The sequence below is a fragment of the Cellulomonas soli genome (assembly GCF_052036975.1).
Lineage (GTDB): Bacteria > Actinomycetota > Actinomycetes > Actinomycetales > Cellulomonadaceae > Cellulomonas > Cellulomonas soli_A.
On the sequence record NZ_JBQIAR010000003.1, the window covers coordinates 244,907 to 270,737 of the forward strand.

Sequence of the window (25,831 nt, forward strand, 5' to 3'; positions counted from 1 at the left end):
TGTGATGCCTGTTCTTCGGCGGGTCCTGGCGACCCTCCTCCTCGGTGGCCTGTCGGCCATCGTGTCCCTGGCGGTGGCCGCACCCGCCACCGCCCACGACCAACTGCTCTCGACCTCACCGGCCGACGGCGAGGTCCTCACGGTCGCACCGTCGCAGCTGACCTTGGAGTTCAGCGCCGACGTGCTCGACCTGTCCACGGCGGTCGTCCTGACTCCCGCGGGCGGCACACCGACGGACCTCGTGACGAGCATCGACGGGCCGACCGTCACGGCAGCCCTGCCCGCTGACCTGCCCTCGGGCACGTACACCGTCGCCTGGCGCGTCGTCTCCGCCGACGGGCACCCGATCGAGGGCACGTTCGGCTACGTCGTCGACGACCCGTCACGGCCGCCCGCCGCGGCGCCGACAGCGACGCCGACCACCAGTGCCACGGAACCCGCGGAGACGGAGTCGACCTCCCCGCAGGACCCGACGTCCGCCACCCCGACGGCGACCGCGACCCTCGGCCAGGGCTCCCCGTCCACCGACGCCCCCGCCGTGAGCACGGGGGTCTGGGTGGGGCTCGGCCTGGTCCTGGCGGTCGTGGTGGTCGTGGTCGTCGCCGTCCTCCGACGCCGGCGCCGGACCACCACCTGACGGTCGCGCCGCCGCCCGCCTGCACCCCCTTCCCTTCCGTTCCTTGGAGATCGACGTGACCTCGTTCGACACCACCCGCCGCGCCGCCCGTGCGGCCACCCGCCCCGCCCTCGCGCTCGGCATCCTGATCGCCCTGACGGCCTGCTCGTCCAGCACCCCCGGCTCGGACGCGCCCGACGGCACCGACGCCACCACCGCCGCGTCTGCGGCCGATCAGACCGGCACGGCCGCCGCCGTCCTCACCGTCACCGACGCCTGGGCCACGGCGGCCGACTCCGGTATGGCGAGAGGCTTCGGCATCCTGCACAACGACGGCGAGGAGGACCTGCGCATCGTCGGTGCGACGTCCGCGGTCTCGCCCATGGAGCTGCACGAGATGGTCGCCGGCGACGACGGCACCATGGTCATGCAGCCGGTCGACGGCGGGATCGTCGTCCCTGCGGGCGGCACCACCGAGCTGGCCCCCGGCGGTGAGCACCTGATGTTCATGGACCTCGACGCGCCGCTGCTCGCCGGGGACCTCGTCGAGATCACACTGACCGCGGAGGACGGACGCACCACGACGTTCACCGCGGCCGTGCGCACGTTCACCGGCGCGAACGAGGAGTACGCGGGCGCCGACATGACGGGCATGGAGACGCCATCGCCGGAACCGAGCGACTCGTGACCGCACGCGAATGGGACCGGCGCTCGTTCCTGCGTGGGGGTGCCGTCGCCCTCGGCGGGGCGTCCGTCGCCGTGGCCGGGCGCGCGATCTGGGACGTCACCCGCACGGACGAGGCTCCCCCCGCCGACCCGGTGGACCCCGTGGACCCCACCGCGGCGGGGTCGGCGACCGTGCCGTTCCACGGTCCGCACCAGGCCGGTGTCGTCACCACTCCCCCGGCCTGGGCGACCTTCGTCGCGCTCGACCTGCGCGACGGCGTCGACCGCGGCGCGCTCGTGCGGCTGCTGCGGATCTGGACGGACGACATCGCGCGCCTGACCGCCGGGCGGGCAGGCCTCGCCGACACCGAGCCCGAGCTGGCGGCCGTCCCCGCCTCGCTCACCGTCACGCTCGGGTTCGGGCCACGGGTGTTCACCGCGGCAGGTCTGGAGGAGCAGCGACCCCCGTGGCTGGCACCGTTGCCGGCCTTCGGCGTCGACCGGCTCGAGGACGCCTGGTGCGGGGGCGACCTCCTGCTGCAGGTGTGCGCCGACGACCCCGTCACCGTCTCGCACGCCGTCCGCCTGCTCACCAAGGACGCGCGCACATTCGTCGCGCCGCGGTGGGTGCAGCGGGGGTTCCGCCGCAGCCCCGGCACCACCCCGGCCGGCACCACGATGCGCAACCTCATGGGCCAGGTCGACGGCACCCGCAACCTGGTCCCCGGCCAGGACGACGACCTGATCTGGCAGACCGACGGTGACCCCGCCTGGCTGGTCGGCGGCACCGCGATGATCGTGCGACGGATCGCCACCGACCTGGACACCTGGGACCAGCTGGACCGCGTCGGCCGCGAGCTGGTCATCGGTCGCACGCTCGACACCGGGGCACCGCTGACCGGCACCTTCGAGCACGACGAGCCGGACCTGGCAGCACGGGACACCCTGGGATTCCCGGTCATCGACACCGCCGCGCACATCCGGCGCGCCCGCACCGACGACCCCACGCAGCGGTTCCTGCGCCGCGGCTACAACTACGACGACCCGCCGCCCCCGGGCCGCAGCACCGACTCCGGACTCGTGTTCGTCACGTTCCAGCGCGACCCGCTGCACCAGTTCGTGCCCATCCAGCAGCGCCTCGACGAGGCCGACCTGCTGAACCGCTGGACGACCCCCATCGGGTCGGCCGTGTTCGCGGTGCCACCGGGCTGCGCCGAGGGCGAGATCCTCGGTCACACCCTGCTGGAGGGCTGACCGGTCGGCTACTCGCCCTGCGTCACCGGCGCCGTGGGTGTCCCGACGGACTCGGCCGTCACCGCCGACCCGGCAGCCAGCCCGGCCGCCATCGAGACCAGGAGAGTCGCGACCGCGACGACATGCTTCTTGCTGACGGCGACGCGACGCATCGAACGACCCCTCGGTGGACCGGATGGCGCCCCGCACCCTGTGCGCGCGGCGTCCGCGCAGCCCATCGGCAGACGCCGACCCCGCACGAGGAGTTCGCCGGGCTGTTCGAGTTCCTGCACCCGACAGCGGCAGTGGTCGCGCTGCTGGGTGATCGATCGAGGGCGACGAAAGAGGGCCTCTGAGCTCGCCAGAGACCCTCGTTCGCGTGGAGCCCCCTATCGGATTCGAACCGATGACCCCCTGTTTACAAGACAGGTGCTCTGGCCGACTGAGCTAAGGAGGCGGGCAGGTCAAGCGTACCCAGAGCACGCGGACCCGTGGAGCAGTCCGTGCCCGGCACGGGCGGCGACGCCGACCGGCAGTCCCGAGGGACCGGCCGGCCGGCGGCGCGCCGTGCGTGCGGGGATCAGCCGATGGCGGCGGTGATCGCCTCGCTGAGCGGCCCCACGGTGGTGAAGTCGCCCTCGAACTTCTCGCCGTCGATGAGGATCGTCGGCGTGGAGATCTTGCCCAGGTCCACGAGCGCCTGCTGGGTCACGGCTGCGGTCCACGGGGCGAACGTTCGCCACGTGCCCTCGTGCTCCACGGCGTCGGCATCGGCGTCGGCCTGCGTGCTGTAGGTGCCGGTGACGGTCTCGGTGAACGTGTCGACGACTGCCTGCGGCACGCCGGCGTCGAGGGCGAGCTGCTCGATCTCGGTGTCGCTGAGGCCCTCGGAGTTCTCCTCGGGCTGGTTGGCGTAGAGCGCGCTGATGAACGCCGTGTACTGCTCGGGCGCCTGGTCGGCGACCACCGCGGAGGCGTTGGCCGCGCGGGTGGAGAAGTTCGTGCCCTGCGAGGTGTAGTCGAGGAACGAGAGCACGTGGTACGTCACCGTGACGTCGCCCGACTCGACGAACGCGTCGAGCTCGGCACCGTTGGTGCGGTCGAAGATGCCGCAGTAAGGGCACATGAAGTCCATGTACACCTGCACGACGACGTCGTCGTCGCCGACAGACCCCACGCCGTCGCTGCTGACAGGGATGCCGCCGCTGGAGTCGCCGCCGGCGGGTGCGGTCACGTCGGCGAGCGCGGGCGCCACGACCGTGTCCTCACCGCCACCGTAGGCGACGTCAGCGAACGCGGCGTCGTTGGCGGCACCCTGCCGCAGGATCATCGCGACGACGACGCCGAGGGCGATCACGGCGACACCGAGGCCGCTCATGGCGAGGATGCGGGTGCGCTTGGCCTTGGCCTCCTGCTGCTTGCGCAGCTCGGCGGCCTTCTCGCGGGCGGCGTCGCGCCGGTCCGCCTTGGACAGGCGGGGGTCGTTGCTGGGCATGGTTCTCCTGGTGGTCCGGGTCGTGCGGTGCGGGGTGCGGGCGGAGACGCGGTGCGGCGGGTGCCGGGCGCGTCAGGCGAGCGCCGGTGGCCCGCGGTGCGACCAGGTGAGCAGACCCGCACGGGCATGCACCCGACGCGCGACGACGGCAGGGAGCACCGGGCGTGCCACAGGGGCCCCGTGCACGGGGACGAACGCGTCCCGGAACCGACCGGTGACCTCACGCAGCACCCGGGCCAGGACGCGCAGCGCACGACGGATGACGACGAGCAGCCCCAGACCGCACGCCGCGAGCACCAGGTGCAGGGCGAGGACGGGCAGGGCCACGCTGAGCACGAGCACCGCACCGCGTGAGGTCGCACCGAGGCCGTACGTGCCGGCCGGGCAGTCCGCCGCGTCGCGCAGCAGCGCCAGGCGCAGCCCGAGGGTGCCGAACGCGTCACCGGGCAGGCAGCCGTGCAGCAGCAGGCGCCCCTGGGCCACGGCACCGGCGGCGACGGCCGCGACGAGCGCGAGCCCGCCGACCAGCGCGGCCGGACGCAGGCGCGCGGGAACGCCGGACGGCGCTCGACGCGTCTGCATGTCCCCAGGGTAGGGCCACCTGCCTGGGATCCGGCTGGGAAGCGGGCCGGCGTGCGTCGTCACGGCAGCGTGGGCTGCGGCAACGGCTCCCAGTGGATCGGGGCACCGGAGGCCACCTGCGCGCCGAGCAGCGCGGCGACGGCCAGCGCGAGGACCACGAGCACGAGGGCGCCGACCCACCCGGGTGCGACGACGGCGAGCACCCGCCGCGCCCCGATGCGGGTCATGGCGGACAGCGGACCCCACCAGACCGTGGCGATGCCCACCAGCACGGCGAGGCCGACGACGACCGACGCGGTGGTCCCCTCGGGTTCACCGCCCGACTGCGAGTCGCCGAGGGTCACGGTGCCCGAGCCGAGCGCCCACCACGCCACGCCCAGCAGGATCACCAGCACGCTGGCGCCGACGACCACCGAGGGCACCAGCCCGACGGCGGACCGCAGCAGGTGCCAGGGCGCGGTGAGGACAGCACCGGCCCGGTCGGCCCGGCGGACCCCGCGCCGTTCACGGCGTCCGTGCAGCGCCTCGACCGTCGAGCCGGTGGCACGCACCAGGAGCACCAGCGCGAGCACCACGAGCAGGGTCCAGCCCGGGTACAGGGCCCCGACGACGGCGGTGAGCAGGCCGAGCGCGAGGAGGGTCCCCCAGCGGCGGACGGTCGGGGGCCGCACGTAGCCGGACCCTTCGGGTTCGTCGGCGCCCGAGTGCTCCAGGTCGTCCTGCAACCACTCGACGCCCTCCTCGTCGCCCTCCTCGTCGTCCTCGTCGTCGTCGCCGACGGCATCGCGGCCGCGTCCGCCGTCCCACTGGGTGGGTGCCGCGTCGAGCACGCGGGTGCTGCCGTCCTGCGCGCGGGCGGCATCGCCCGCAGGCAGCACCACGGTGGCCGGTGCCTGGGCCGGCGCGGTCGCCTGTGCAGCGGCCGCGCCGACCACCCCCGAGGCGGGGAGCACCGTCGTGGCGTCCTCGTCGGCCGTGCCCTGCGGTACGTCGCCCTCGTCCGCGACGACCGCGAGCGCCGCCACCACGTCCGCGGGGGCGGTCCGTCCGGCCGGGTCCGGGGCGAGCGCACCACGCAGCGCGGCGGCGGTTCTCGCCCCGAGCCCTTCCACGTCGGGTGTGCCGCCGTGCGCGCGCGCCAGCACGCCCTCGAGCGGTCCGGTGCCGAAGGGCGGGCGGCCCGTGGCGGCGAACACCAGCACGGCCGCCCACCCCCACAGGTCGCTGCCCGGTGTCGGGTCGGCGCCGTCGAGCAGCTCGGGGGCCAGGTAGCCGGGCGTGCCCACCACGAACCCCGAGGAGGTCAGCTGCGTGTCGCCGGAGGCCTGGGCGATGCCGAAGTCGATGAGCACGGGCCCGTCGGGGGTGACCATGACGTTGGCCGGTTTGAGGTCGCGGTGCACCACGCCGGCGCCGTGCACGGCGTCGAGCGCCCCGAGCAGGCCGCGGGCGAGCGCGAGCAGCGCATCGGCGTCGAGGGGGCCGCGGCGTCGCACGTGCACGTCGAGCGAGTCGCCAGGCACCAGCTCGGTGACAAGGAACGCCTCGGTCGAGTCGGCCTCCGCATCGAGCACGGCGGCGACTGCCGGGTGGCGCAGCCGTTGCAGGGCCTGCACCTCGCGTCGCAGCCGGTCGCGGGCGACGGGGTCGGCTCCGACGTGCGGGTGCAGGAGCTTGAGCGCGACGGTGGTCCCGCCCCCGTCGACCGCGCGGTAGACCGTGCCCATGCCCCCTGAGCCGAGGGGCGCGACGACGGTGTACCCGCCGATCTCCGCCCCCGGTTCCAGCCCGATGCGCTCCATGTCGGCACGGTAGCCGTCACCCTGCGACGGCACGCGTCCGGCGCGCTCACCTGCCCATCGGTGATCCCCGGACCTGGGGTGACGGTCGGCGAGCGGGTGAGCTGTGGGTGAGGTCCGGATAGGGTCGAGCGAGACCCGAGGAGTTGATCACCCGTGGCCCCTGCCCAGTTCGATCTCGTCGTCGTGGCCAACCGGCTGCCCGTCGACCTGTCTCTCGATGCGGACGGAGAGCCCACCTGGACCCGGTCCCCCGGCGGTCTGGTGACCGCGCTCGCCCCCGTGATGGCCAAGACCGAAGGTGCCTGGGTGGGCTGGGGCGGCCAACCCGGGCTCGAGCTCGACCCGTTCGAGGTCGACGGCACCGAGCTCGTCCCCGTGCCGCTGTCCGAGGAGGAGGTGGAGCGCTACTACGAGGGGTTCGCCAACGACACCCTGTGGCCGCTCTACCACGACGTCATCGCCTCGCCCGCGTTCCACCGGCACTGGTGGGACGCCTACCAGCGCGTCAACCGACGGTTCGCCGAGGCTGCCGCCGCGAAGGCCGCGCCCGGCGGCACCGTGTGGGTGCACGACTACCAGCTGCAGCTGGTGCCGAAGTTCCTGCGGCAGCTACGACCCGACCTGCGCATCGGGTACTTCCACCACATCCCGTTCCCGCCGCTGGAGATCTTCGCCCAGCTGCCGTGGCGCCTGCAGGTCGTCGAGGGGCTGCTCGGTGCTGACCTGGTGGGGTTCCAGCGTGGCGGCGACGCGGCGAACTTCGTGCGGGTCGTGCGCCGCCTGACGGATCTGACCACCCGCGGCCAGGTCGTCACGCTGAGCAAGCACGGGCGGGTCGAACGGCACGTGCGCGCCGCGGCGTTCCCGATCTCGATCGACTCGCACGCGTTCGACGAGCTCGCGCGCACGCCCGACGTGCAGGCCCGCTCGACGGAGATCCGCAAGGAGCTCGGCGACCCCGAGGTGCTGCTGCTGGGAGTGGACCGCCTCGACTACACCAAGGGCATCCGGCACCGCCTCAAGGCGTACGGCGAGCTGCTGGACGACGGGCGCCTGTCACCGCAGAGCACCACGTTCGTGCAGGTGGCCAGCCCGAGCCGGGAGAACGTCGGCGCCTACCAGCAGCTGCGGGACGACGTCGAGCTGCTGGTCGGGCGGATCAACGGCGACCACGGCCAGGTGGGGCACGCGCCCGTGCAGTACCTGCACCAGTCGTTCCCGATGGAGGAGATGGCCGCGCTGTACCTGGCGGCCGACGTCATGCTGGTGACCGCGCTGCGGGACGGCATGAACCTGGTGGCCAAGGAGTACGTCGCGGCACGCTCCGACGACCGCGGCGCCCTGGTGCTCTCGGAGTTCACGGGTGCGGCCGACGAGCTGACCGGCGCGATCCTCATCAACCCGCACGACATCGACGGCATGAAGGACGCCATCACGTACGCCGCGCACCTGGACCCGCGCGAGGCCCGCAAGCGCATGCGCCGCCTGCGCCGCCGCGTGCTGAACCACGACGTGGCCGCCTGGTCGGAGCAGTTCCTCGCCGTGCTCACGGCCGTGCCGAACCGGCAGGACCATGTCTGAGCGCGCGCACGGCACGCCCGACGGACTCACCGCCGCCCTGCGGGCCGTCGTCACCGACCCGACGACCCGCCCGTTCCTCGTGGCGCTCGACTTCGACGGCACGCTCGCCCCGCTGCAGGACGACCCCTCGGCATCGCGCATCCTGCCCGCCGGGGTGGGGGCGCTCGCGCGGCTGTCGCAGGTCGAGGGGGTGGAGCTGGCCCTCGTGTCGGGTCGGGCCATGACCGACCTGCACGCGCTCGCGGAGGTCCCCGCCGGGACGTTCCTCATCGGTTCGCACGGCGCGGAGCGTGCCCGGGTCACCGCGTTCGGCCTGGACCGCGACGTCGTGCAGCTGACCGACGAGCAGGCCGACCGGCTCGCCGCGCTCGGCGCGCAGGCCGCCGCGGTCGCCCGCGGGCGCGACGGGGTGTGGGTCGAGACGAAGCCGACGGCCGTGGTGGTGCACACGCGGCTCGCCGAGCCCGACGTGGCCGCGGAGGCCACCGAGGAGGCGGCCGCGCTGGGTGCCCGGTTGGGCACCGGGGTGCTGCGAGGTCGCGACGTCGTCGAGATCACGGTGCTGGCCGCCGACAAGGGCGAGGCGTTGAGCGCCCTGCGCGCCGAGCTAGGGGCGTCGGTGGTCCTGTACGCCGGGGACGACGTGACCGACGAGCACGCGTTCGCCGCGCTCGGCCCGCAGGACCTCAGCATCAAGGTCGGCCAGGCCGAGACCGTCGCGCGGTACCGCCTGGCCACACCGCAGGAGCTGGTCGACACCCTGGGCGGGTTGGCCGCCGCACTGGTCTGACGGACTGCCCCCGCCGGGCGCTGCGGGCGGTTACCGTGCCGGGATGGGTGGCATGGCGGACGTCGAGCTCGTCGAGGACGAGGAGCGCCCGCGCCGCGCCTCGGGGCGGGACGCCACCTCGAGTGGCCTGGCGACGCCCGTCGAGCCGGACGACGGCCCTGCCCCGGACCCTGCGGGACGCGACCCGCGGCTGCGCCGCCTGCGCCGGGTGGCGCTCGCCGGCCTCGCCGTGCTGGTGACCGGCCTCGTCGTGACGCAGCAGGTCGTCGACGCCCAGGAGCGCGAACGCCTGACGCGGTACTCGGACGTCGCCGGTGTGCTGGCCCCGCTGCGGCCGGACGCCCACGAGCTGTGGCGCAGGTCGGCGCGGACCGACATGGCGTTCCCCCAGTGGAGCGTCGTTGGGCCCCGCGGTGACCTGCTGCTGGGCGGCGTGGTCGACACCGACGGCTCCGTGACGCTGACCGCGGTGGAACCCGACACCGGCGCGGACGTGTGGACCGTGGACGTGGAGCTGACCGCGGGACCACCCCGGACCGACTTCCCCGGCTCGGTGAGCTGCCTGCCGGAGCCTGCCCCGCCGGCCGCGTCCGCTCCGTCCGCCGCGACGGCATCCTGCCTGGTCACGCTTCCCGAGCAGCTCGTCGACCTGGCCTCCGAGGACGGCTCGACGTACCAGTACGCACTGGGCCGGTCCGCACTTCTGCTGATCGACACCGCGACCGGCGAGGTGCTCGAGCACGTCGAGGCACCCCTCGGCACGCAGTTCCGCAGCCTGCCCGGCGGGTACGTCACGGCGACCCCCGACGTGACCCTCGACCCCGCCTGGACCACACCTGAGGACATCCCTCCGTCCGCCGTGACGGTCGCCCGGTACGACTGGGGCGAGACCACACCCCTGTGGACGTTCCGCACCACGCCGGAGGCGGACGGGTTCGGGCGGAACTGGGTGTTCGGCGACGCGCAGCAGGTCATGGTCGAATCCGGCAGCACGGTGTGGCTGCTCGATGCCGACGACGGCGCACTCATCGGCTCGCTCACCGGGCCCGACGGCTACTCCGGGTCGACGATGACGATCCCCGGCGGTGGTGTGGTGTCCTCCTCGTACGCGGGTGCGGGCCCGAGCTCGCAGATGCTGACCGCCGCCGGCACCGTCACGGACCTGTCCGGTCTGACCCCGGTGACGCGGCTGGTGGACGACGGCAGCGCGTCCGACGTGGTGCTGCTGGCCGAGATGACCGCGAACTGGAGCACGGGTGCGCTCGTGGCGGTCGACGCCCGCACCGGTGCACGGCGCTGGGAGTCGGAGGGCACCGCGGGGTGGTCGGCGATCGTCCTCGGCGGCGTCGTGTACACCTCGGCCGGCCGCGAGCTCGCTGCGGTGGACGCGCAGGACGGCTCGGTGCTGTGGGCCCGCGACCTGACCAGCAGCGACGCCCAGCTGCTCACGGACGGATCGGCCGCGATCCTGGCAGGCGAGGGACGCATCGACGCCTACGACCTGCGCGACGGCACACCCTTGTGGTCGTCCCTCGTGGTGAGCACCGACGGCTCCGCCGCGCTCCAACCCCTCACCGGCGCGCCGTCCGTCACTGCCACCGCGGCGGGCGGCCTCGGCGACCGCGACTCCTGGGTGACCATGGTCGGTCGCCACCTGGCCCTCATGTCGCCGACCGGCGAGATGGCAGTGCTCGGCTGATCAGCCCCGCCGGTCCGGCGCGAGGTCGAGACCTGAGTCACAGCGGTCGGTACCCCTGCTGTGGCATGATGGCCGCGGACCGAGGAGGGTCATCCGACCCCCCTCTTTCCGTGTCAGCGAAGACACTCTGACACTCTTCACGACGGATCGTCCGGCACGTACCTGCCGGTGAAGGGAATGATCACGCATGGCTACGGTCACGTTCGACCAGGCAACCCGGGTGTACCCCGGCACGGAGCGTCCCGCGGTGGACGCACTCAACCTCCACATCGAGGACGGCGAGTTCCTCGTCCTCGTCGGCCCCTCCGGCTGCGGCAAGTCGACCTCCCTGCGCATGCTCGCAGGGCTCGAGGACGTCAACGCCGGCCGCATCCTCATCGGCGACCGCGACGTCACGGACGTCCAGCCGAAGGACCGCGACATCGCGATGGTGTTCCAGAACTACGCGCTGTACCCGCACATGACGGTCGCCGACAACATGGGCTTCGCCCTGAAGATCGCCGGCACGCCGAAGGCGGAGATCCGCACCCGTGTGGAGGAGGCCGCCAAGATCCTCGACCTGACCCAGTACCTGGACCGCAAGCCCAAGGCCCTCTCCGGTGGTCAGCGTCAGCGTGTGGCCATGGGTCGCGCCATCGTGCGTCAGCCCCAGGTGTTCCTCATGGACGAGCCGCTGTCGAACCTCGACGCCAAGCTCCGCGTCCAGACCCGCACGCAGATCGCCTCGCTGCAGCGTCGTCTGGGCGTCACCACGGTCTACGTCACGCACGACCAGACCGAGGCCCTGACCATGGGTGACCGCATCGCCGTGCTCAAGGACGGTCTGCTCCAGCAGGTCGGCACCCCGCGCGACATGTACGACACCCCGGCCAACGTGTTCGTCGCCGGCTTCATCGGCTCCCCGGCCATGAACATCGGCACCTTCCCGATCTTCGAGGGCTTCGCCCAGCTCGGCCGCGCGAAGATCGCCGTGCCGCGTGAGGTCGTCTCCGGCCTGACCCCCGAGGACAAGAACCACGTCACGATCGGCTTCCGTCCCGAGTCGCTGGACGTCGTCGCCGAGGGCACGCCGGACGCCATCCCGGTCATCGTGAACCTGGTCGAGGAGCTCGGCTCCGACGCGTTCGTCTACGGCTCGCTCACCAACGAGTTCGGTGCCGCCGAGGCCGTCACCTCCGGTGCCGGCGACGCACAGGTCATCGTGCGCGTCGACCCCCGCCAGGTGCCCGGCAAGGGCCAGACGATCTACGTGCGGATCCGCACCGGCGAGCAGCACCTGTTCCACGCCGGCTCGGGCGAGCGCATCGGCTGACCCAGCCCGCTGCACCTGTAGCACCCGCGTGAAGGGCGGTCCGGTACTTCCGGGCCGCCCTTCACCGTTCCCGGACCTGAGAGGATCGGTGCATGAGCGCCACCCCGCAGAGCCTGCAGATCACCGCGGCCTCGCCCGACCCTGCGCTGCTGGACCTGCCCTGGCACGTCCCGCTCGCCGAGTGGCCCGCGGAGACCCTCGCCGCACTCCCCCGCGGCATCTCCCGCCACATCGTGCGGTTCGCGCGTCTGTCGGGCCGGGTCATCGCCATCAAGGAGATCGGCGAGTCCGTCGCGTACCGCGAGTACGAGCTGCTGCGCCAGCTGAGCCGGCTGGACGTACCGTCGGTGGAGCCCGTCGGCGTCATCACCGGGCGGCGCAACCCCGACGGTGAGCCGCTCGAGGCGGTGCTCATCACCGAGCACCTGCAGTTCTCGCTGCCGTACCGCGCGCTGTTCAGCCAGTCGCTGCGCCCCGACACCGCCACGCGGCTGATCGACGCCCTGGCCGTGCTGCTGGTGCGCCTGCACCTGATCGGCTTCTACTGGGGTGACGTGTCGCTGTCGAACACGCTGTTCCGCCGCGACGCCGAGACGTTCGCCGCGTACCTGGTGGACGCCGAGACCGGTGACCTGCACGAGAAGCTCACCGAGGGGCAGCGCTCGTACGACCTCGAGATCGCGCGCGTGAACATCATCGGCGAGCTGATGGACCTGCAGGCCGGGGAGTTCCTCGAGGACGACGTCGACGCGGTGGCCATCGGCAACGCACTGGCCGACCGGTACCGCGAGCTGTGGACCGCACTGACGTCGACCGAGTCGTTCGGGTTCGGCGACCGGTGGCGTGTGCAGGCACGCATCGACCGCCTCAACGACCTGGGGTTCGACGTCGGCGAGCTGGACATCACCACCGACGTCGACGGCACCACGGTGCGGATCCAGCCGAAGGTCGTCGACGCCGGCCACCACTCGCGTCGCCTCATGCGCCTGACCGGGCTGGACGTGCAGGAGAACCAGGCCCGTCGCCTGCTGAACGACCTCGACGAGTACCGTGCGGCCACCGACCGGCAGCGGGAGGACGAGTCGTTCGTCGCGCACGACTGGTTGACGGAGATCTTCGAGCCGGCGGTGCGCGCCGTGCCGCGCGACCTGCGCAAGAAGCTCGAACCGGCGCAGGTGTACCACGAGCTGCTCGACCACCGCTGGTTCGTGTCCCAGCAGGAGCAGCGCGACGTGCCGATGCACGAGATCGTCAAGAGCTACATCAAGCACATCCTGCCCACGCGGCCCGACGAGCAGGCGATCCTCGGCGTGCAGGCCTCCGACCTGCGTGAGGACGAGGGCGACCTGCCCGGCGACCTGCTCATCGGCTGACCGGGGACGACGAGGGGGACGGACCACCACGCGGCGGTCCGTCCCCCTCGTCGTGCGTCAGGCGGTGCGCTGCCGCGCGACCTCGTACAGCGCGATGCCGGCGGCCACACCGGCGTTGAGCGACTCGACGGCGGAGCCGATCGGGATCGAGGCGATCGCGTCGCACTCCTCGCGCACGAGCCGCGACAGTCCCTTGCCCTCCGAGCCGACGACCAGCACGAGCGGGTCGCCCACGTAGGGCAGGTCGGCCACGGCGACGTCCCCGCCACCGTCGAGCCCGACGACGAACAGACCGGCCTTCTTGTAGGCCTGCAGGGTGCGCACCAGGTTGGTCACGCGCGCCACGGGCACGCGGGCCGCCGCACCGGCGGACACCTTCCACGCCGAGGCGGTGACCCCGGCGGCACGACGCTCGGGCACCAGCACGCCGTGCGCGCCGAACGCCCCGGCGGAGCGGAGCACCGCGCCGAGGTTGCGGGGGTCGGTGACCCCGTCGAGAGCGACGACCAGGGCGGGGCGGCCGGTGGCCTCTGCGGCGTCCAGCAGGTCCTCGTCGTCCGCGTACGCGTACGGCGGGACCTGGATCGCGACACCCTGGTGCACGGAACCGTCGGTGAGCCGGTCGAGCTCGGCACGGCTCACCTCGAGCAGCGGGTAGCCGGCGTCAGCGGCCGTGGTGATGATCTCCTTGGTGCGCTCGTCCGCCTCGAGCCGCGCAGCCAGGTACACCGTCGAGACGGGGATGCCGGCGCGCAGCGCCTCGACCACCGAGTTGCGCCCGGAGACGATCTCGTGGGTCGAGGAGCGGGTGCCGCCCTTGCCGCCGGACCGCGGCCCGCGCGGGCCTGCGGTGCGCGGCGAGGCCGACGTGCCGGTGGCGGCTCGTCGCTCGGAGGCCACCTTGGCCTTGTGCGCCTTGTGGTACGGGCGGTCCTCGGCCTTGGGGGTCGGGCCCTTGCCCTCGAGCGAGCGGCGGTTCTTGCCGCCCGTCCCGACGGTCGCGCCCTTCTTCGAGCCGGGCTTGCGGGTCGCCCCGCGGCGCTGGGAGTTGCCAGCCATGTGTCCTTGTCCTTCGGTCTAGGGGGTGTCGACCCGGGTCTGCGCCAGGGTCCAGCGCGCCCCCGCGGGCGAGTCCTCCACGACGATCCCGGCGGCGGCGAGCCGGTCCCGGATCGCGTCGGAGGTCGCGAAGTCACGTGCCGCGCGCGCCTGGGCCCGGGCCTCGAGCTCGGCGGCCACGACCGACTCGAGCGCGTGCGCGTGCCGTTGGTCACCGGCACCCGTGGTCCACGTGCTGCTGGACGGGTCGAGGCCGAGCACGTCGAGCATCGCGCGCAGCTGCACCATGGTCGCACGCACCACGTCCGCCTCGCCGCGCGAGAGCGCGGAGTTGCCCGTGCGCAGCCACTCGTGCACGACCGCGAGCGCCGCGGGGACGTTCAGGTCGTCGTCCATCGCCTCGACGAACGCGGCCGGCAGCTCGACGTGCGCGACCTCGGCGGCGTCGACCTCGCCGACCTGCTCGGCGGCCCGCTCGACGAACCCGGCGAGCCGCTCCCACGTGGCCTCGGACTCGCGCAGCGTGTCGTCGGTCCACTCGAGCATGGAGCGGTACTGCACGGCGGTCATGGCGTAGCGCAGCACCACCGGGCGGGTCTGGGCGAGCACGGCGTCGACCAGCAGGCCGTTGCCGAGCGACTTGCTCATCTTGGCGCCGCCCTGCGTGACCCAGCCGTTGTGCAGCCAGTAGCGGGCGAAGCCGTGCCCGGCGGCGCGGGACTGCGCCTGCTCGTTCTCGTGGTGCGGGAACCGCAGGTCGAGGCCACCACCGTGGATGTCGAACGTGTCACCCAGGTAGCGCTGCGCCATGGCGGAGCACTCCAGGTGCCAGCCGGGGCGGCCGCGGCCGAACGGGGTGTCCCACGACGCGGTCGCGGGCTCGCCGGGGCGCGGGGACTTCCACAGGGCGAAGTCGCGCGGGTCACGCTTGCGGGTGTCGTCGGCGCCACCCTCGGGGGCGGGGACCATGTCGTCGACGCGCTGGTTGGTCAGCGAGCCGTACTCGGGGTAGGAGCGCACGTCGAACCACACGTCGCCCGGGTCGGTGACGTACGCGTGGCCGGTGTCGACGAGCCGCTGCATGAGCTCGACCATGGCGGGCACGTGGCCGGTGGCGCGCGGCTCGTACGACGGGGGCAGCACGCCGAGCGCGTCGTAGGCGGCGGTGAACGCGCGCTCGTTGGCCATGGCCCACGCCCACCACGGCTGACCGGCGTCGGCGGCCTTGGCGAGGATCTTGTCGTCGATGTCGGTGACGTTGCGCACGAGCGTGACGCGGTGCCCGCTGCGGCGCAGCCACCGGACGAGCACGTCGAACGCGACGGCGGAGCGCAGGTGGCCGATGTGCGGGGGCGCCTGGACCGTGGCACCACACAGGTAGACGCCGACCTCACCCGGGACGAGGGGGACGAAGTCGCGCACCGTGCGGGTGGCGGTGTCGAACAGGCGCAGGGTCACGGGAAGAGGCTACCGGCGCACGTCAGCCGAAGGTGCGCCCCTCACCGCGGTACGTCGGCACCGACGCCTCGAGGTGCTCGCCGCGCACCAGGTGCACCGTGTCGAACCGCTCCATCTGCTCGCCGGCCTTGGCGTGCCGGAACCAGACCCGGTCGCCGACCCGCAGGTCCTGCCCGCGCGTGCGCAGGGGCGTCTGGACCTCGCCGGCACCTTCGCGCCCGGTGAGCTGCAGCCCGGCCGGTTCGACGGGTCGCGGCAGCCGCGAGCGGGTGGCCGGCCCGGAGGCCACGTACCCGCCGCCGAACACGGTCGCGTAACCGGGGCCCGGCACCCGGACCACGTCGAGACCGAAGTACGCCGCCGGGCGGGGCGTGAACGCGCGGTAGTGGTCGAACAGGGTCGGCACGTACAGGCCGGACCCGGCCGTGACCTCGGTGACGACGGGGTCGGCGGCGCTGGTCTCGAGCGAGCCCGACCCGCCGGAGTTCACCAGCGCCAACGGGTGGCCCAGCGCGTCCTGCACGGCGTCGACGACCTGCCGGCGCCGTCGGTCGAGGTCCGCCACCGAGGCACGTTTGACGGCCCGCACCAGCGGGTCGGAGTCGGGCATGCCGGCCACCTGCGCCTCGTAGAACATGACGCCGCGGACGTGGAGGCCGTCCCGGGTGGCGACCTGCGCCGCCAGCTGGGCGGCGTCCTGGGCGGTGCGGACCGGGGAGCGCCGGACGCCCAGGTGCGCCCGCCACGGGCCCCACCCCAGGTGCAGCGAGGCGTCCACGTCCAGGCACAGCTGCAGCCGCGCCCCTCGGCGTGCGGCGGCGCGGGCGAGCAGGTCCACCTGGGCCACGTCGTCCACCATGAGCGTGACGGCGGCCGCCGCGGCGGGGTCGACCGCGAGCGAGTCCAGCGCCTCGGTGTCGACGCTCGGGTAGCCCACGAGGATGTCGTGCACACCGTGCCCGACGAGCCAGTGCGCCTCGCGGACGCTGTAGGCCATGACGCCGGCGAACCCGGGTCGGGCCAGCACCTCGGTGAGCACGTGGCGCACGCGCAGCGACTTGCTGGCCAGGCGCACGGGTGTGCCTGCGGCGCGGCGCACCAGGTCGGTGGCGTTCGCCTCGAGCGCATGCAGGTCGAGCACGGCCAGGGGTGCCGGTAGTCCCGCGGTGGCGGCGTCGAGCCGCTCGCCGAGCGTCATGTGCGGACCTCCTGCGTGTGCGGGTCGGGGACCGGGGTGGCGCGTCGGCCGAACCTGCCGGCGACGGCCGCCACGGCGAGCACGAGCAGCACCGGGACTGCGAAGCCGATGCGGAACGTCGAGGCGGTGGCGATGGCGCCCACGAGGACACCGCCGAGCACCGCTCCGACGTAGTTGAACACGTTGAGCCGCGCCACGACCGCGTCGGCGTGCCCCGGCGCGAGGCTGCCGGCGGCCGAGAAGCACAGCGGGGCGATCGGTCCGAGGCCCGCACCGGCGAGCGCGAACCCGAGCAGCGCGAGCGGCACGGACGTGGCCACGACCACCAGGGCGAGCCCCGCAGCGCCGATCAGCGCCGCGACGCGCACGACCGGTCCCCGACCCCAGCGGCGCACGCACAGGTCGCCGGTGAGCCGCGAGCCGAGGGTGGTGCCCAGGTAGGCGGCGTAGGCGAGCGGTGCCACGGCCGTCGGGGCGAGCAGCACGTCGCCCAGGTAGATGGTGCTCCAGGTCGACACCGCGGAGTCGGCGACGTAGAACGCGACGACGCCCAGGCCGAGCAGCAGCACCGGGCCCCACGGCAGCCGGGTGTCCTTCCGGGCAGGCTCCGGAGCGGGGGCGCGGGCGGCCGCGCGGTCGACGTCGGGCGTCACGTCGACGGGCCGCGAGCGCCAGCCCCACCGGGCGACGAGCACTGCGGCGAGCGCCGCCACGAGCCCGCCGGGCAGGAGCGCCAGCCCGTCGGGTGCTGCGGCGGGCAGCCGGGCCGCACCGGACACGACGAGCGCCCCGACGATCCCCGCGACGGTCCACGAGGCGTAGAAGCTCGTGAGCAGGGAACGGCCGTACGCCCGCTGCACGCTCACCGCCTGCATGTTCGTCCCGGCGTCGACCAGTCCGAGCCCGAGCCCGTAGACCGCGAACGCCCCGACGAGCACACCGGTCGTGGGGGCGGTCGCTGCCAGGCTCACGGCCACGACGAGCACCGCGAGCCCGAGCGTGAGCACACGCCGGCTGCCACCTCCGCCGCGGGCCACCGTGTCGGCGAGCCAGGTACCCAGCGCGGCCACCACGCACACACCGAGCACGACCAGCGTCACCTGGCCGTCGTCGATGCCGTAGCGCTCCTTGAACCCCTCCAGGCTGGTCAGCAGGAGGGCGTAGACGAGTCCCTGCGCGGCGAACCCGCCCGAGACCGCGAACCTGGCGGCTCGGGCGCCGGGCCCCGGCACAGGGGCGTGGTCGACCGCGCGCACTCAGGCGTCCGGCGCGGGTGTGGTGCCCGCCGGGTGCGGCGCCTGATCTGCGCCCTGGTCGTGCGGCGCGTCCGGCGCGGGTGCGGCCGTCGGCGCCGGGCGGGCGAGGGTCGCCAGGTAGCCGCCGACGCTGCGCAGGCCGCTGCGGGCGGCGCCGTCGTCGCCGTCGACCAACCAGGCCAGGGAGTACCCGTCGACGAGGGCGACGACCACCCGTGCCAGGTCGGAGCGGGGCACGGACCAGGTGACCCCGGCGGCCTGCTCGATCATGCCCAGCGCCTGCTCGGCGGCCGTCCAGCTGCCCTCGTACTGCTCCTTGGCCACCTGGGCCAGGTCGGCGTGCCGCAGGGAGGAGGTGGTCAGCTCGTAGCTGAGCAGCTGCGAGCCGCGGTGCGAGCTGATGCCGTCCCACAGCCCGCCGAGGACCGCGTCGATGATCTGCTCCACCCGGGCGTCCGCGGGCAGGCCTGCGAGCGAGCCGGAGGCGTTCTGGCCGGTGATGGCGTGCGCCATGGCGCGCATCAGCTCGGCCTTGTCCTGGAAGCAGTAGTGGACGACGCCGAGCGACACCCCGGCCTCGGCGGCCACGGCGCGCACGGTGGCGGCGTCGATGCCGTCCCGGCTGGCCACGGCCAGGGCCGCCTCGATCAGCTGTTCTCGTCGTTCTGCCACCGGCAGGCGGTTCATCGGGCCCTCCCCGTCCATCTGTGCATCATGGTGGGCATGACACTAGTCAACGCAGGGCTATGACCGGAACACTTGACGTGGACAGGTGTCCAGGCGACGCTCGCGTCATGGGTCGCCGCAGCGTCGCAGCGCACTGGGAGAACTGGTCACGCACCGAGAGTGCGTCACCGAGACGCGTCGCGCACCCCAGGGACGAGGTCGAGGTGTGCGAGCTCGTGCGCACCGCCGGCACGCTGCCCGTGCGAGCCGTCGGCGCCGGCCACTCGTTCACCGGGGCCGCCGTCACCGACGGGGTCCAGGTGCACCTCGACCACCTCGCCGACGTGCAGCGCGTCGACCCCCGGCCCGACGGCACCACGCACGTCACCGTCGGTGCAGGTATCCGACTCGGCCGGCTCAACACCGAGCTCGCCCGCCGCGGCCTGGCCCTGCGCAACCTCGGCGACATCGACCGGCAGTCCATCGCCGGGGCGATCTCCACCGGTACGCACGGCACGGGCGCCCACCTGGGCGGCCTGTGCACCCAGGTGGTGGGCCTGCGGCTCGTCACAGCCCAGGGCGAGGTCGTCGAGACCTCACCGACCCACCAGCCCGAGCTGTTCGAGGTCGCGCGGCTCGGGCTGGGATCCGTCGGGCTGCTCACCGCCGTCACGCTCGAGGCCGTGCCGGCTTTCCGCCTGCGAGCGCGCGAGGAGCCATGGCCGTTGCCGACCGTGCTCGAGCAGATCTCCGACGCCGCGAGCATCGCGCACCCCGACGGCCTGGTCGAGGGCAACGACCACGCCGAGTTCTACTGGTTCCCGCACACCCGCATCGCCCTGACCAAGCGGAACAACCGCGTCGAGGACGACGTCGACGAACCCTTGCCCCGCGCCCGCGCGTGGGTCGACGACGAGCTGCTGTCCAACGGGCTGTTCGCGATGACCAACCGCTTCACCACGCTCGTGCCCGCCGCCGTCCCGCCGGTCAACCGCGTCGCCGCCCGCGCGCTGTCGGCCCGCACCTACACCGCGCCGTCGTACGAGGTCTTCGTCTCGCCCCGCCGGGTCCGGTTCCGCGAGATGGAGTACGCGGTGCCGCGCGAGCACGTGGCCGACATGCTCACCGCGATCGACGCCTGGACCCGGTCGCACGACACCCCCGTGCCGTTCCCCGTCGAGGTGCGCTTCGCCGCGGCCGACGACGTCTGGCTCTCGACGGCCTACCGGCGCCCGACCGCGTACATCGCCGTGCACCAGTACCTGCGGCTGCCGCACCGGCGCTACTTCGACGCGGTCGAGCGGATCGCGGCCGAGCTGGCCGGACGCCCGCACTGGGGAAAGCTGCACGGGCTCGACGCCTCCGACCTGGACGCGCTGTACCCGCGGTTCGCCGACGTGCAGCGCGTGCGCGCGCAGGCCGACCCCGACGGGGTGTTCCGCAACGCCTACCTGGACCACGTGCTCGGCGCCGACCGGTAGGTCGACGGCACCTCCCCCCTGGTGTGCGCGTGACAGGGGGTGCACCCTGTCGTGATGCCCCTCGCCCCGGGAGTCCAGCCTGCCCGCGCCGTCGTCGCGACCGCCTACGGCGGCCCCGAGGTGCTGCAGGTGGTGCCGATCGACCCCGGCCCCCCCGGTCTCGGGGAGGTGCTGCTCGACGTCAGGGCGGCCGCGGTGAACCCGTGGGACTGGAAGTCCTACTCCGGCACCGCCGGTCACGACCCCGCACGCCTGCCGCTGCGCCTGGGCCTGGAGGCCGCCGGTGTGGTGCTGGAGGTGGGGCCGGGCGTGCGGTGGCTCGCACCCGGCGACGAGGTCGTCGCCTGGCCGGTCCGCGGCGCGTACGCCTCGCGGGTGCGGGTGCCCGAGGCGTCGTGCGTGCGCAGACCCCCCTCGCTCGGCTGGGCCGAGGCCGCCGGGCTGCTGTCGACGGGCGCCACGGCGATGCACGCGCTGGCCGCCACGGCGGTCGGCAGCGGCGACGTCGTCCTGGTGCACGGCGGCACGGGAGGCGTCGGCCGGCTCCTCGTGCAGCTGGCCGTGCTGCGGGGCGCGCGAGTCATCGCGACCGGCTCGGCCGACTCGGCGGCGGAGCTGCAGGAGCTCGGTGCGATCCCCGTCGCCTACGGGGAGGGGCTGCTTGACCGCGTCCGGGAGGTCGAGGCCACGACGGGGCCCGTCACGGTGGCGGTCGACACCGCCGGCACCGACGAGGCGCTGGACGCGTCGGTGGCCCTCGTCGCCGACCGCACCCGGGTCGCGACGATCGCGGGGTTCGCGCACGGTGCCGCACTGGGCGTCCAGCTGCTGGGCTCAGGGCCGGGGGCGGACCCGGGCACGCAGGTGCGCGAGGCGGCCCGGGCGCAGCTGGTCGAGCTGGCCGCCGACGGCTCGATCGAGGTGCACGTGGCCCGCACGTACCCGCTCGAGGCGGCCGCCGAGGCGCACCGCGACAGCCGAGCCGGGCACGCGCGGGGCAAGCTCGTGCTCCTGCCCTGACGGTCCCGCCCTGACGTCGGCGCCCGCGCGACGACGTGGCGCGGGCGCGGGGACTCAGAAGCTCGGGCGCGGAGGCAGCGGCCCGCTCAGCACGGGCCGGTGCACCTCGTCGAGGCTCTGCAGGCCCTGCCAGGCCGCCTCCAGCACCTCGGAGGGCACCCGTACCCGGACGCGCACGCGTGCGACCGGGGCGCGCCTCGGCAGGCCCACGGGGGAGAGCTGCGGGAGCGCTCCCGTCCTCATCGATCCGATGGCGAGCTGCTCAGACGTCGACGTCACGGGCGGGACGCTACAGGGGATATGTCCGATTCTCTACATGCTCCAGGTCACGGACGCGGACGGGCGCCGACGACCGCACCGGCCAGGTCCTCCAGCTCGGCGAGCACCCGCCGCACCACGAGCCGTTCGGCACGGTCGGGGCGGACCAGGGCGTCGATCCGTCGCCCCGCCCGCACCCCCGCCAACGGCACCAGGCGCACCCGGGGGTCCGTGCCCGAGGTGTAGCGCGGCAGCAGCGCGATGCCGTGACCGGCGGCGACGAAGGCCTCGACCACGTGGAAGTCGTTGATCCGGTGCACGATCCGCGGGGCGCCGCCCGAGGTCGTGGCGACCGCCGCGAGCACCGTCGCCACCGGGAATCCGTCGCGGACCGCGATCCAGTCCTCGCCGACCAGGTCGGCCGGATCGATCGCCTCGCGCTCGGCAAGCCGGTGGCCCGCAGGCACGGCGACGTCGAGGGGCTCGCGCAGAAGCGGCACGGTGAGCACCCGCACGCCGGCGGCGGACCAGTCGTGGCTGCGGTCCGGCCGGTGCGCCACGACCACGTCCACGCGGTCGGTGAGCGCCGCGAACTCGTCCTGCGCGACGTCCTCGTCGCTGCACTCCAGAGTGATGCCACCGAGCGCCGCGACCCGGGTCAGCAGCCCTGGCAGCAGCAGCTGCGCGCCGCTCTGGAACGCGCTGACGCTGACCACCCCCTCAGGCCGCCCGAGGAACGTCTCCGCCGCGGCCCGGGCGCGCTCCAGCGCGACCGCCACGTCGACGGCCGCATCGGCGAGCGCCTGACCGGCCGCGGTGAGACGCAGGCCACGACCGACGCGCTCGGTGAGCGCGACCCCGACGTCGCGCTGCAGCCCGGCGAGCTGCTGCGAGACCGCCGACGGGGTCAGGTGCAGCACGCTGGCGGCCGCGGTGACACCGCCGTGCGTGCCGACCGCACGCAGCGTGTGCAGTGCGCGTGGGTCGAGGTCGCCCGCGCTCATCCCCCACCGCCCGCGCAGGTCGACACTGCCGGGTCACCGTCGAACCGCGCGCTGGTCCACGCGAGCAGCTCGGGCACCAGCGGCGAGTCCGCGCGGACCAGACCGACGTGGTCGAGCCCCGGGTAGACCCGGTAGTCCAGCGACTGACCGGCGGCGCAGCGGCGTGCGACGTAGCCGGCCTGGATCTGCGGGGTGATGAGGCCGTCGGCCTGCCCCTGCGCGAGGAGCAAGGGCGCGGGCACGTGCCCTGTCGGTGTGTTCTGCTCGAGCCGTTCACCGAGAGCACCCTGCGTCGGGTCGACGGCGAGCACCTGTGGGTCGCGCGTGAGCGAGAGGGCCTGCAGCACGGAGACCGCGACACCCGGTTCGGCGAGGCAGCGCCCGCTCATGGCGCGCACGAGCTCCTGCGCCGCCGGGCGCACGGTGGCGGTGAACGAGACGTCGTCGTAGGTCGCGGTGTAGGCGGCGATCGCGTACGAGAGGAACACGCTGCCGCCGGTGACGTCGGCGAGGGCGGGCAGCAGGGCCCCGAGGTCGGCGGCGGGCGCGAGGGCTGCCACGCCGCGCACGTCGAGGTCGGGCGCCACCTGGTCGGCGAGCTGACCCGCCCACAGCGCGGCGTGCCCGCCCTGGGAGTGCCCCCACACGACGGTCCGGTCGTCGAGCCGTAGGCCGTCGAGCGCGTGGGCGGCGCGCACCGCGTCGAGCACGGCCCGTCCTTCGCCCTGACCGACGAGGTAGCCGTGCGGGCCCTCGGTGCCCAGACCGACGTAGTCGGTGGCGACCAGCACCCAGCCCTCGGCGACCACCTGGTCGGTGACGAACAGCGCGCCGGACTCGAACGGGTGCGCGGCCAGGGACGGGGCGCACGCGCGCGCGTAGCCGGTGGTGCCGTGCGCCCAGGCGATCACCGGCAGGGCCGCGTCGTGGCGTTCCGGGGCGACGACCAGCGCGGACGCGACAGCCGGGACCCCGTCGTCCCGCGTCGTCGTGTACAGGATCCGCCACCCCTGCGCCCCGTCGGGCACGTCGCGCTCGAACGGCGCGGCTCGCAGCAGCGCGCCGGCCTCGTCGGGGACGTCCTGCGGCGCGTCGTAGAACGCGTCGACGACCGGAGTGCCCTGGTGGACGGCCGCGCTGACCGCCGCCAGCCCGAGGACCAGCACGAGCCCGAGGACGGCACCGGCCGCCGCGAGCCGACCACGGCGCGGACCGGTCACCCCCTCGGCGGGGCCGCCCGGGTCGACGGCAGGCACTGTGCGGCGCACCGCAGCCAGCAGGTGGACCAGACCGACCGCCAGCGTGCGGGCACCGAAGGCCACCGCGACGACCAGCAACGTCACGTCCGGCCACGACAGCGCGAGCAGCCCCAGCACGAGCGTCGCGCCGCCGAGCCCGGCCGCGACGACCCGGTCCAGGCCGCGGGCGCTGCGGACCCCCCACGCGCGCCGGGCGCCGCTGACGACCATCGCCGCCCCGACCAGCAGCGCGACGACGCGCAGGCTCGGCCCCGGCCAGACCACCAGGACGACGGCGGCCGCGAGCTGCACCGCGCCGGCGACCCTCGACCTGTCCGGGCCGGGGAGCAGCTCACCGACGCCCGCGACGAGCAGACACCCGGCACTGACCAGGACGAGGGTGGTGAGCGAGGCGAGCGGACGCGTGAGCAGCCAGACGCCCCCGACGACGCACAGCGCGCCGAGCACCGCGCGCCAGACCCGCGGGGCACGACCGAGCCACCCACTGACTGCCGCGGTCGGCAGACGAGAGACCATGCAGCGACGCTACACAGACACGTCACGAGAAGTCGATGGTGCTCAACGGTCCCGTCCGGCAAGACTCGGGCCATGCCCCTGCGCGACCGCCTCCTCGCCGTGACCGTCGCCGTGTGCTGGGGCCTGAACTTCCTGGCCATCCACCTCTCGCTCGCGCAGTTCCCCCCGTTCTTCCTGGTGGCCCTGCGGTTCGCCCTCCTCGCCGTGCCCACCGTGCTGCTCGTACCGCGGCCCGCCGTCGCCTGGCGGTGGATCCTGGGTTACGGGGTCGGCTTCGGCGTGCTGCAGTTCGTCTTCCTGTACCTGGCCATGGACACCGGCATGCCCACCGGGCTGGCCTCGCTGGTGCTGCAGTCCTCGGCGCCGTTCACCGTGCTGCTGGCCGGGGTGCTGCTGCGCGAGAGGTTCACCGCCCGGCAGGCGGTCGGCATCGGACTGGCGGTGATCGGCCTCGGCGGGATCGCGGTGCACCGCGCACAGCTGGACGGCGGCGCGACCCTCCTGCCCGTGCTGCTGACCCTGTGCGGTGGCCTGGGGTGGGCGTTCGGCAACCTGGCCAACAGGCAGGCCCGGGCCCCCGAACCGCTGCGGCTGACGCTGTGGATGTCGGTCGTGCCACCCGTGCCGATGCTGGCCCTCTCACTGGCCACGGAGGGCCCCGCGCAGATCGCCGACTCACTCAGCGGCCTGGGCACCCGGCAAGGGCTGCTCGCCCTCGCCGGGCTGCTCTACACCGTGCTCGTCGCGACGCTGCTCGGCTCAGGTCTGTGGACCGCGCTCATGGCCCGGCACCCCTCGAGCGTCGTGGCGCCGTTCTCGATGCTGGTTCCCGTGGTCGGCATCGGCACGTCCTGGCTCGTGCTGCGCGAACCCACGCCGCTGGTCGAGATCGTCCTCGGCACCCTGGTCGTGGGCGGGGTGCTGCTGGGCAGCAGCCGGGCGGCTCAGACCGGCAGGACGGGGACGACCAGCGCCGAGGCGATGCCGGCGACGCCCTCGCCGCGCCCGGTCAGCCCGAGCCCGTCCGACGTGGTCGCCGAGACGCTCACCGGCGCACCGGCCGCCGCCGACAGCACGCTCTCGGCCTCCGCCCGCCGCTGAGAGAGCCGGGGCCGGTTCCCGATCACCTGCACCACGACGTTGCCGATCTCGAACCCTGCCCCTCGGACCCGGCGTGCCGCCTCGGCCAGCAGCACCGCACCCGCCGCACCGGCCCACTCCGGCTCGGCCGTGCCGAAGTTCGATCCCAGGTCACCCAGACCGGCGGCCGACAGCAACGCGTCCGCCGCGGCGTGCGCGGCCACGTCGGCGTCGGAGTGCCCGGCCAGCGGCCGCTCCCCGGGCCAGGCGAGACCCGCCAGGTGGAGCATCGCGCCAGGTGCCGGGTCCGGGTCGAAGGCGTGCACGTCGACCCCGATGCCGGTCCGTGGGATCGGCACGGCCGTGCCGCGCGGCCGGTCGTCGGCGCCCGCGCCGTGGTCGGGTGTCTGGCTCATGCGCGCTCCGT

The 25,831-nt window shown here is 74.1% G+C and carries 23 protein-coding genes, 1 tRNA gene and 1 pseudogene; 11 read left to right on the plus strand and 14 right to left on the minus strand.

What is annotated here, in order from left to right; all coding sequences use genetic code 11:
• Positions 1 to 4 precede the first annotated feature (4 nt).
• The 3 genes from ACTHAM_RS05060 to ACTHAM_RS05070 are packed head-to-tail and all read left to right on the plus strand — an operon-like array spanning position 5 to position 2,536.
• Entirely contained in the window at positions 5 to 637 is a 633-nt protein-coding gene (locus ACTHAM_RS05060; RefSeq protein WP_440685000.1) for a copper resistance CopC family protein, read from the plus strand.
• Between the two features lie 55 nt (positions 638 to 692).
• Complete coding sequence (locus ACTHAM_RS05065) at positions 693 to 1,304, plus strand: copper chaperone PCu(A)C (protein ID WP_440685002.1); 612 nt, start codon at positions 693 to 695, stop codon at positions 1,302 to 1,304.
• Complete coding sequence (locus tag ACTHAM_RS05070) at positions 1,301 to 2,536, plus strand: Dyp-type peroxidase (protein WP_440685004.1); 1,236 nt, start codon at positions 1,301 to 1,303, stop codon at positions 2,534 to 2,536. Before ACTHAM_RS05065 ends, ACTHAM_RS05070 begins: the two co-directional genes overlap by 4 nt.
• An 8-nt stretch (positions 2,537 to 2,544) precedes the next feature.
• Here the strand turns inward: ACTHAM_RS05070 and ACTHAM_RS05075 are convergent, their stop codons facing one another.
• The 5 genes from ACTHAM_RS05075 to ACTHAM_RS05095 all read right to left on the minus strand — a co-directional run bounded on the left by ACTHAM_RS05075 (position 2,545) and on the right by ACTHAM_RS05095 (position 6,394).
• Complete coding sequence (locus ACTHAM_RS05075; protein ID WP_440685006.1) at positions 2,545 to 2,688, minus strand: hypothetical protein; 144 nt, start codon at positions 2,686 to 2,688, stop codon at positions 2,545 to 2,547.
• Between the two features lie 207 nt (positions 2,689 to 2,895).
• A tRNA-Thr gene (locus ACTHAM_RS05080) sits at positions 2,896 to 2,972 on the minus strand.
• A 123-nt stretch (positions 2,973 to 3,095) separates the two neighbouring features.
• Positions 3,096 to 4,010 carry a DsbA family protein gene (locus ACTHAM_RS05085; protein ID WP_440685008.1) on the minus strand — a complete coding sequence of 305 codons (915 nt, stop codon included), beginning with the start codon at positions 4,008 to 4,010 and terminating at the stop codon, positions 3,096 to 3,098.
• Between the two features lie 72 nt (positions 4,011 to 4,082).
• On the minus strand, positions 4,083 to 4,592 hold the full coding sequence (locus ACTHAM_RS05090; protein WP_440685010.1) for a hypothetical protein: 510 nt from the start codon (positions 4,590 to 4,592) through the stop codon (positions 4,083 to 4,085).
• A gap of 59 nt (positions 4,593 to 4,651) precedes the next feature.
• The gene (locus ACTHAM_RS05095) at positions 4,652 to 6,394 is read right to left on the minus strand and encodes a serine/threonine-protein kinase (RefSeq protein WP_440685012.1); all 1,743 of its coding nucleotides are present in this window, start codon (positions 6,392 to 6,394) and stop codon (positions 4,652 to 4,654) included.
• 153 nt (positions 6,395 to 6,547) lie between these two features.
• Between ACTHAM_RS05095 and ACTHAM_RS05100 the strand changes: the two genes are divergently transcribed.
• From ACTHAM_RS05100 to ACTHAM_RS05120, 5 genes are all read left to right on the plus strand, one after another.
• Positions 6,548 to 7,975 (plus strand): alpha,alpha-trehalose-phosphate synthase (UDP-forming), encoded by a 1,428-nt coding sequence (locus ACTHAM_RS05100; protein ID WP_440685014.1) that lies wholly within the window; start codon positions 6,548 to 6,550, stop codon positions 7,973 to 7,975.
• Positions 7,968 to 8,765 (plus strand): trehalose-phosphatase, encoded by a 798-nt coding sequence (gene otsB, locus ACTHAM_RS05105; RefSeq protein ID WP_440685016.1) that lies wholly within the window; start codon positions 7,968 to 7,970, stop codon positions 8,763 to 8,765. Before ACTHAM_RS05100 ends, otsB begins: the two co-directional genes overlap by 8 nt.
• A 43-nt stretch (positions 8,766 to 8,808) precedes the next feature.
• Positions 8,809 to 10,464 (plus strand): outer membrane protein assembly factor BamB family protein, encoded by a 1,656-nt coding sequence (locus ACTHAM_RS05110; RefSeq protein WP_440685018.1) that lies wholly within the window; start codon positions 8,809 to 8,811, stop codon positions 10,462 to 10,464.
• 187 nt (positions 10,465 to 10,651) lie between these two features.
• Positions 10,652 to 11,776 (plus strand): ABC transporter ATP-binding protein, encoded by a 1,125-nt coding sequence (locus ACTHAM_RS05115; protein WP_440685020.1) that lies wholly within the window; start codon positions 10,652 to 10,654, stop codon positions 11,774 to 11,776.
• Between the two features lie 92 nt (positions 11,777 to 11,868).
• A complete protein-coding gene (locus ACTHAM_RS05120) occupies positions 11,869 to 13,149 on the plus strand; it encodes a DUF4032 domain-containing protein (protein WP_440685022.1) in 1,281 nt (426 codons plus the stop codon).
• Positions 13,150 to 13,206: 57 nt separating this feature from the next.
• Here the strand turns inward: ACTHAM_RS05120 and rlmB are convergent, their stop codons facing one another.
• Genes rlmB through ACTHAM_RS05145 form a run of 5 tightly spaced genes read right to left on the minus strand, consistent with a single transcriptional unit; the run spans position 13,207 to position 18,807 of the window.
• A complete protein-coding gene (gene rlmB, locus ACTHAM_RS05125; RefSeq protein WP_440685024.1) occupies positions 13,207 to 14,208 on the minus strand; it encodes a 23S rRNA (guanosine(2251)-2'-O)-methyltransferase RlmB in 1,002 nt (333 codons plus the stop codon).
• 18 nt (positions 14,209 to 14,226) lie between these two features.
• The gene (gene cysS, locus ACTHAM_RS05130; protein WP_440685026.1) at positions 14,227 to 15,666 is read right to left on the minus strand and encodes a cysteine--tRNA ligase; all 1,440 of its coding nucleotides are present in this window, start codon (positions 15,664 to 15,666) and stop codon (positions 14,227 to 14,229) included.
• Positions 15,667 to 15,688: 22 nt separating this feature from the next.
• A complete protein-coding gene (locus tag ACTHAM_RS05135) occupies positions 15,689 to 16,864 on the minus strand; it encodes an alanine racemase (RefSeq protein WP_440685028.1) in 1,176 nt (391 codons plus the stop codon).
• Entirely contained in the window at positions 16,861 to 18,120 is a 1,260-nt protein-coding gene (locus ACTHAM_RS05140) for an MFS transporter (protein ID WP_440685030.1), read from the minus strand. Before ACTHAM_RS05140 ends, ACTHAM_RS05135 begins: the two co-directional genes overlap by 4 nt.
• Entirely contained in the window at positions 18,121 to 18,807 is a 687-nt protein-coding gene (locus ACTHAM_RS05145) for a TetR/AcrR family transcriptional regulator (protein ID WP_440685032.1), read from the minus strand. It lies immediately after the preceding gene.
• 107 nt (positions 18,808 to 18,914) lie between these two features.
• On the opposite strand from ACTHAM_RS05145, the gene ACTHAM_RS05150 reads away from it, so the two are divergent.
• A complete protein-coding gene (locus tag ACTHAM_RS05150; RefSeq protein WP_440685034.1) occupies positions 18,915 to 20,267 on the plus strand; it encodes a D-arabinono-1,4-lactone oxidase in 1,353 nt (450 codons plus the stop codon).
• A 54-nt stretch (positions 20,268 to 20,321) separates the two neighbouring features.
• On the plus strand, positions 20,322 to 21,287 hold the full coding sequence (locus tag ACTHAM_RS05155) for a quinone oxidoreductase family protein (RefSeq protein WP_440685036.1): 966 nt from the start codon (positions 20,322 to 20,324) through the stop codon (positions 21,285 to 21,287).
• A gap of 54 nt (positions 21,288 to 21,341) precedes the next feature.
• Here the strand turns inward: ACTHAM_RS05155 and ACTHAM_RS05160 are convergent, their stop codons facing one another.
• From ACTHAM_RS05160 to ACTHAM_RS05170, 3 genes are read right to left on the minus strand one after another with little or no spacing between them, the layout of a single operon-like run.
• On the minus strand, positions 21,342 to 21,566 hold the full coding sequence (locus tag ACTHAM_RS05160; RefSeq protein ID WP_440685038.1) for a hypothetical protein: 225 nt from the start codon (positions 21,564 to 21,566) through the stop codon (positions 21,342 to 21,344).
• Positions 21,567 to 21,613: 47 nt separating this feature from the next.
• Positions 21,614 to 22,549 (minus strand): LysR family transcriptional regulator, encoded by a 936-nt coding sequence (locus tag ACTHAM_RS05165; RefSeq protein ID WP_440685040.1) that lies wholly within the window; start codon positions 22,547 to 22,549, stop codon positions 21,614 to 21,616.
• Complete coding sequence (locus tag ACTHAM_RS05170; RefSeq protein WP_440685042.1) at positions 22,546 to 24,324, minus strand: lipase family protein; 1,779 nt, start codon at positions 24,322 to 24,324, stop codon at positions 22,546 to 22,548. Before ACTHAM_RS05170 ends, ACTHAM_RS05165 begins: the two co-directional genes overlap by 4 nt.
• A gap of 72 nt (positions 24,325 to 24,396) precedes the next feature.
• Here ACTHAM_RS05170 and ACTHAM_RS05175 point away from each other — a divergent pair, with 72 nt between their 5' ends.
• The gene (locus ACTHAM_RS05175) at positions 24,397 to 25,425 is read left to right on the plus strand and encodes an EamA family transporter (protein ID WP_440685044.1); all 1,029 of its coding nucleotides are present in this window, start codon (positions 24,397 to 24,399) and stop codon (positions 25,423 to 25,425) included.
• Here the strand turns inward: ACTHAM_RS05175 and ACTHAM_RS05180 are convergent.
• Positions 25,347 to 25,820 (minus strand): annotated as a pseudogene (locus tag ACTHAM_RS05180) (2-C-methyl-D-erythritol 2,4-cyclodiphosphate synthase); the annotation flags it as partial. The gene ACTHAM_RS05175 and the pseudogene ACTHAM_RS05180 sit on opposite strands and share 79 nt — an antisense overlap.
• Positions 25,821 to 25,831 lie beyond the last annotated feature (11 nt).

What these genes read in the sequence shown, in the direction of transcription:
- ACTHAM_RS05060 (WP_440685000.1), top strand. Translation starts at nt 5, where the DNA reads ATGCCTGTTCTTCGGCGGGTCCTGGCGACCCTCCTCCTCGGTGGCCTG.
- ACTHAM_RS05075 (WP_440685006.1), bottom strand. Translation starts at nt 2,688, where the DNA reads ATGCGTCGCGTCGCCGTCAGCAAGAAGCATGTCGTCGCGGTCGCGACT.
- ACTHAM_RS05085 (WP_440685008.1), bottom strand. Translation starts at nt 4,010, where the DNA reads ATGCCCAGCAACGACCCCCGCCTGTCCAAGGCGGACCGGCGCGACGCC.
- ACTHAM_RS05090 (WP_440685010.1), bottom strand. Translation starts at nt 4,592, where the DNA reads ATGCAGACGCGTCGAGCGCCGTCCGGCGTTCCCGCGCGCCTGCGTCCG.
- ACTHAM_RS05095 (WP_440685012.1), bottom strand. Translation starts at nt 6,394, where the DNA reads ATGGAGCGCATCGGGCTGGAACCGGGGGCGGAGATCGGCGGGTACACC.
- otsB (WP_440685016.1), top strand. Translation starts at nt 7,968, where the DNA reads ATGTCTGAGCGCGCGCACGGCACGCCCGACGGACTCACCGCCGCCCTG.
- ACTHAM_RS05110 (WP_440685018.1), top strand. Translation starts at nt 8,809, where the DNA reads ATGGGTGGCATGGCGGACGTCGAGCTCGTCGAGGACGAGGAGCGCCCG.
- ACTHAM_RS05115 (WP_440685020.1), top strand. Translation starts at nt 10,652, where the DNA reads ATGGCTACGGTCACGTTCGACCAGGCAACCCGGGTGTACCCCGGCACG.
- ACTHAM_RS05120 (WP_440685022.1), top strand. Translation starts at nt 11,869, where the DNA reads ATGAGCGCCACCCCGCAGAGCCTGCAGATCACCGCGGCCTCGCCCGAC.
- rlmB (WP_440685024.1), bottom strand. Translation starts at nt 14,208, where the DNA reads ATGGCTGGCAACTCCCAGCGCCGCGGGGCGACCCGCAAGCCCGGCTCG.
- ACTHAM_RS05135 (WP_440685028.1), bottom strand. Translation starts at nt 16,864, where the DNA reads ATGACGCTCGGCGAGCGGCTCGACGCCGCCACCGCGGGACTACCGGCA.
- ACTHAM_RS05145 (WP_440685032.1), bottom strand. Translation starts at nt 18,807, where the DNA reads ATGAACCGCCTGCCGGTGGCAGAACGACGAGAACAGCTGATCGAGGCG.
- ACTHAM_RS05150 (WP_440685034.1), top strand. Translation starts at nt 18,915, where the DNA reads ATGGGTCGCCGCAGCGTCGCAGCGCACTGGGAGAACTGGTCACGCACC.
- ACTHAM_RS05155 (WP_440685036.1), top strand. Translation starts at nt 20,322, where the DNA reads ATGCCCCTCGCCCCGGGAGTCCAGCCTGCCCGCGCCGTCGTCGCGACC.
- ACTHAM_RS05165 (WP_440685040.1), bottom strand. Translation starts at nt 22,549, where the DNA reads ATGAGCGCGGGCGACCTCGACCCACGCGCACTGCACACGCTGCGTGCG.
- ACTHAM_RS05170 (WP_440685042.1), bottom strand. Translation starts at nt 24,324, where the DNA reads ATGGTCTCTCGTCTGCCGACCGCGGCAGTCAGTGGGTGGCTCGGTCGT.
- ACTHAM_RS05175 (WP_440685044.1), top strand. Translation starts at nt 24,397, where the DNA reads ATGCCCCTGCGCGACCGCCTCCTCGCCGTGACCGTCGCCGTGTGCTGG.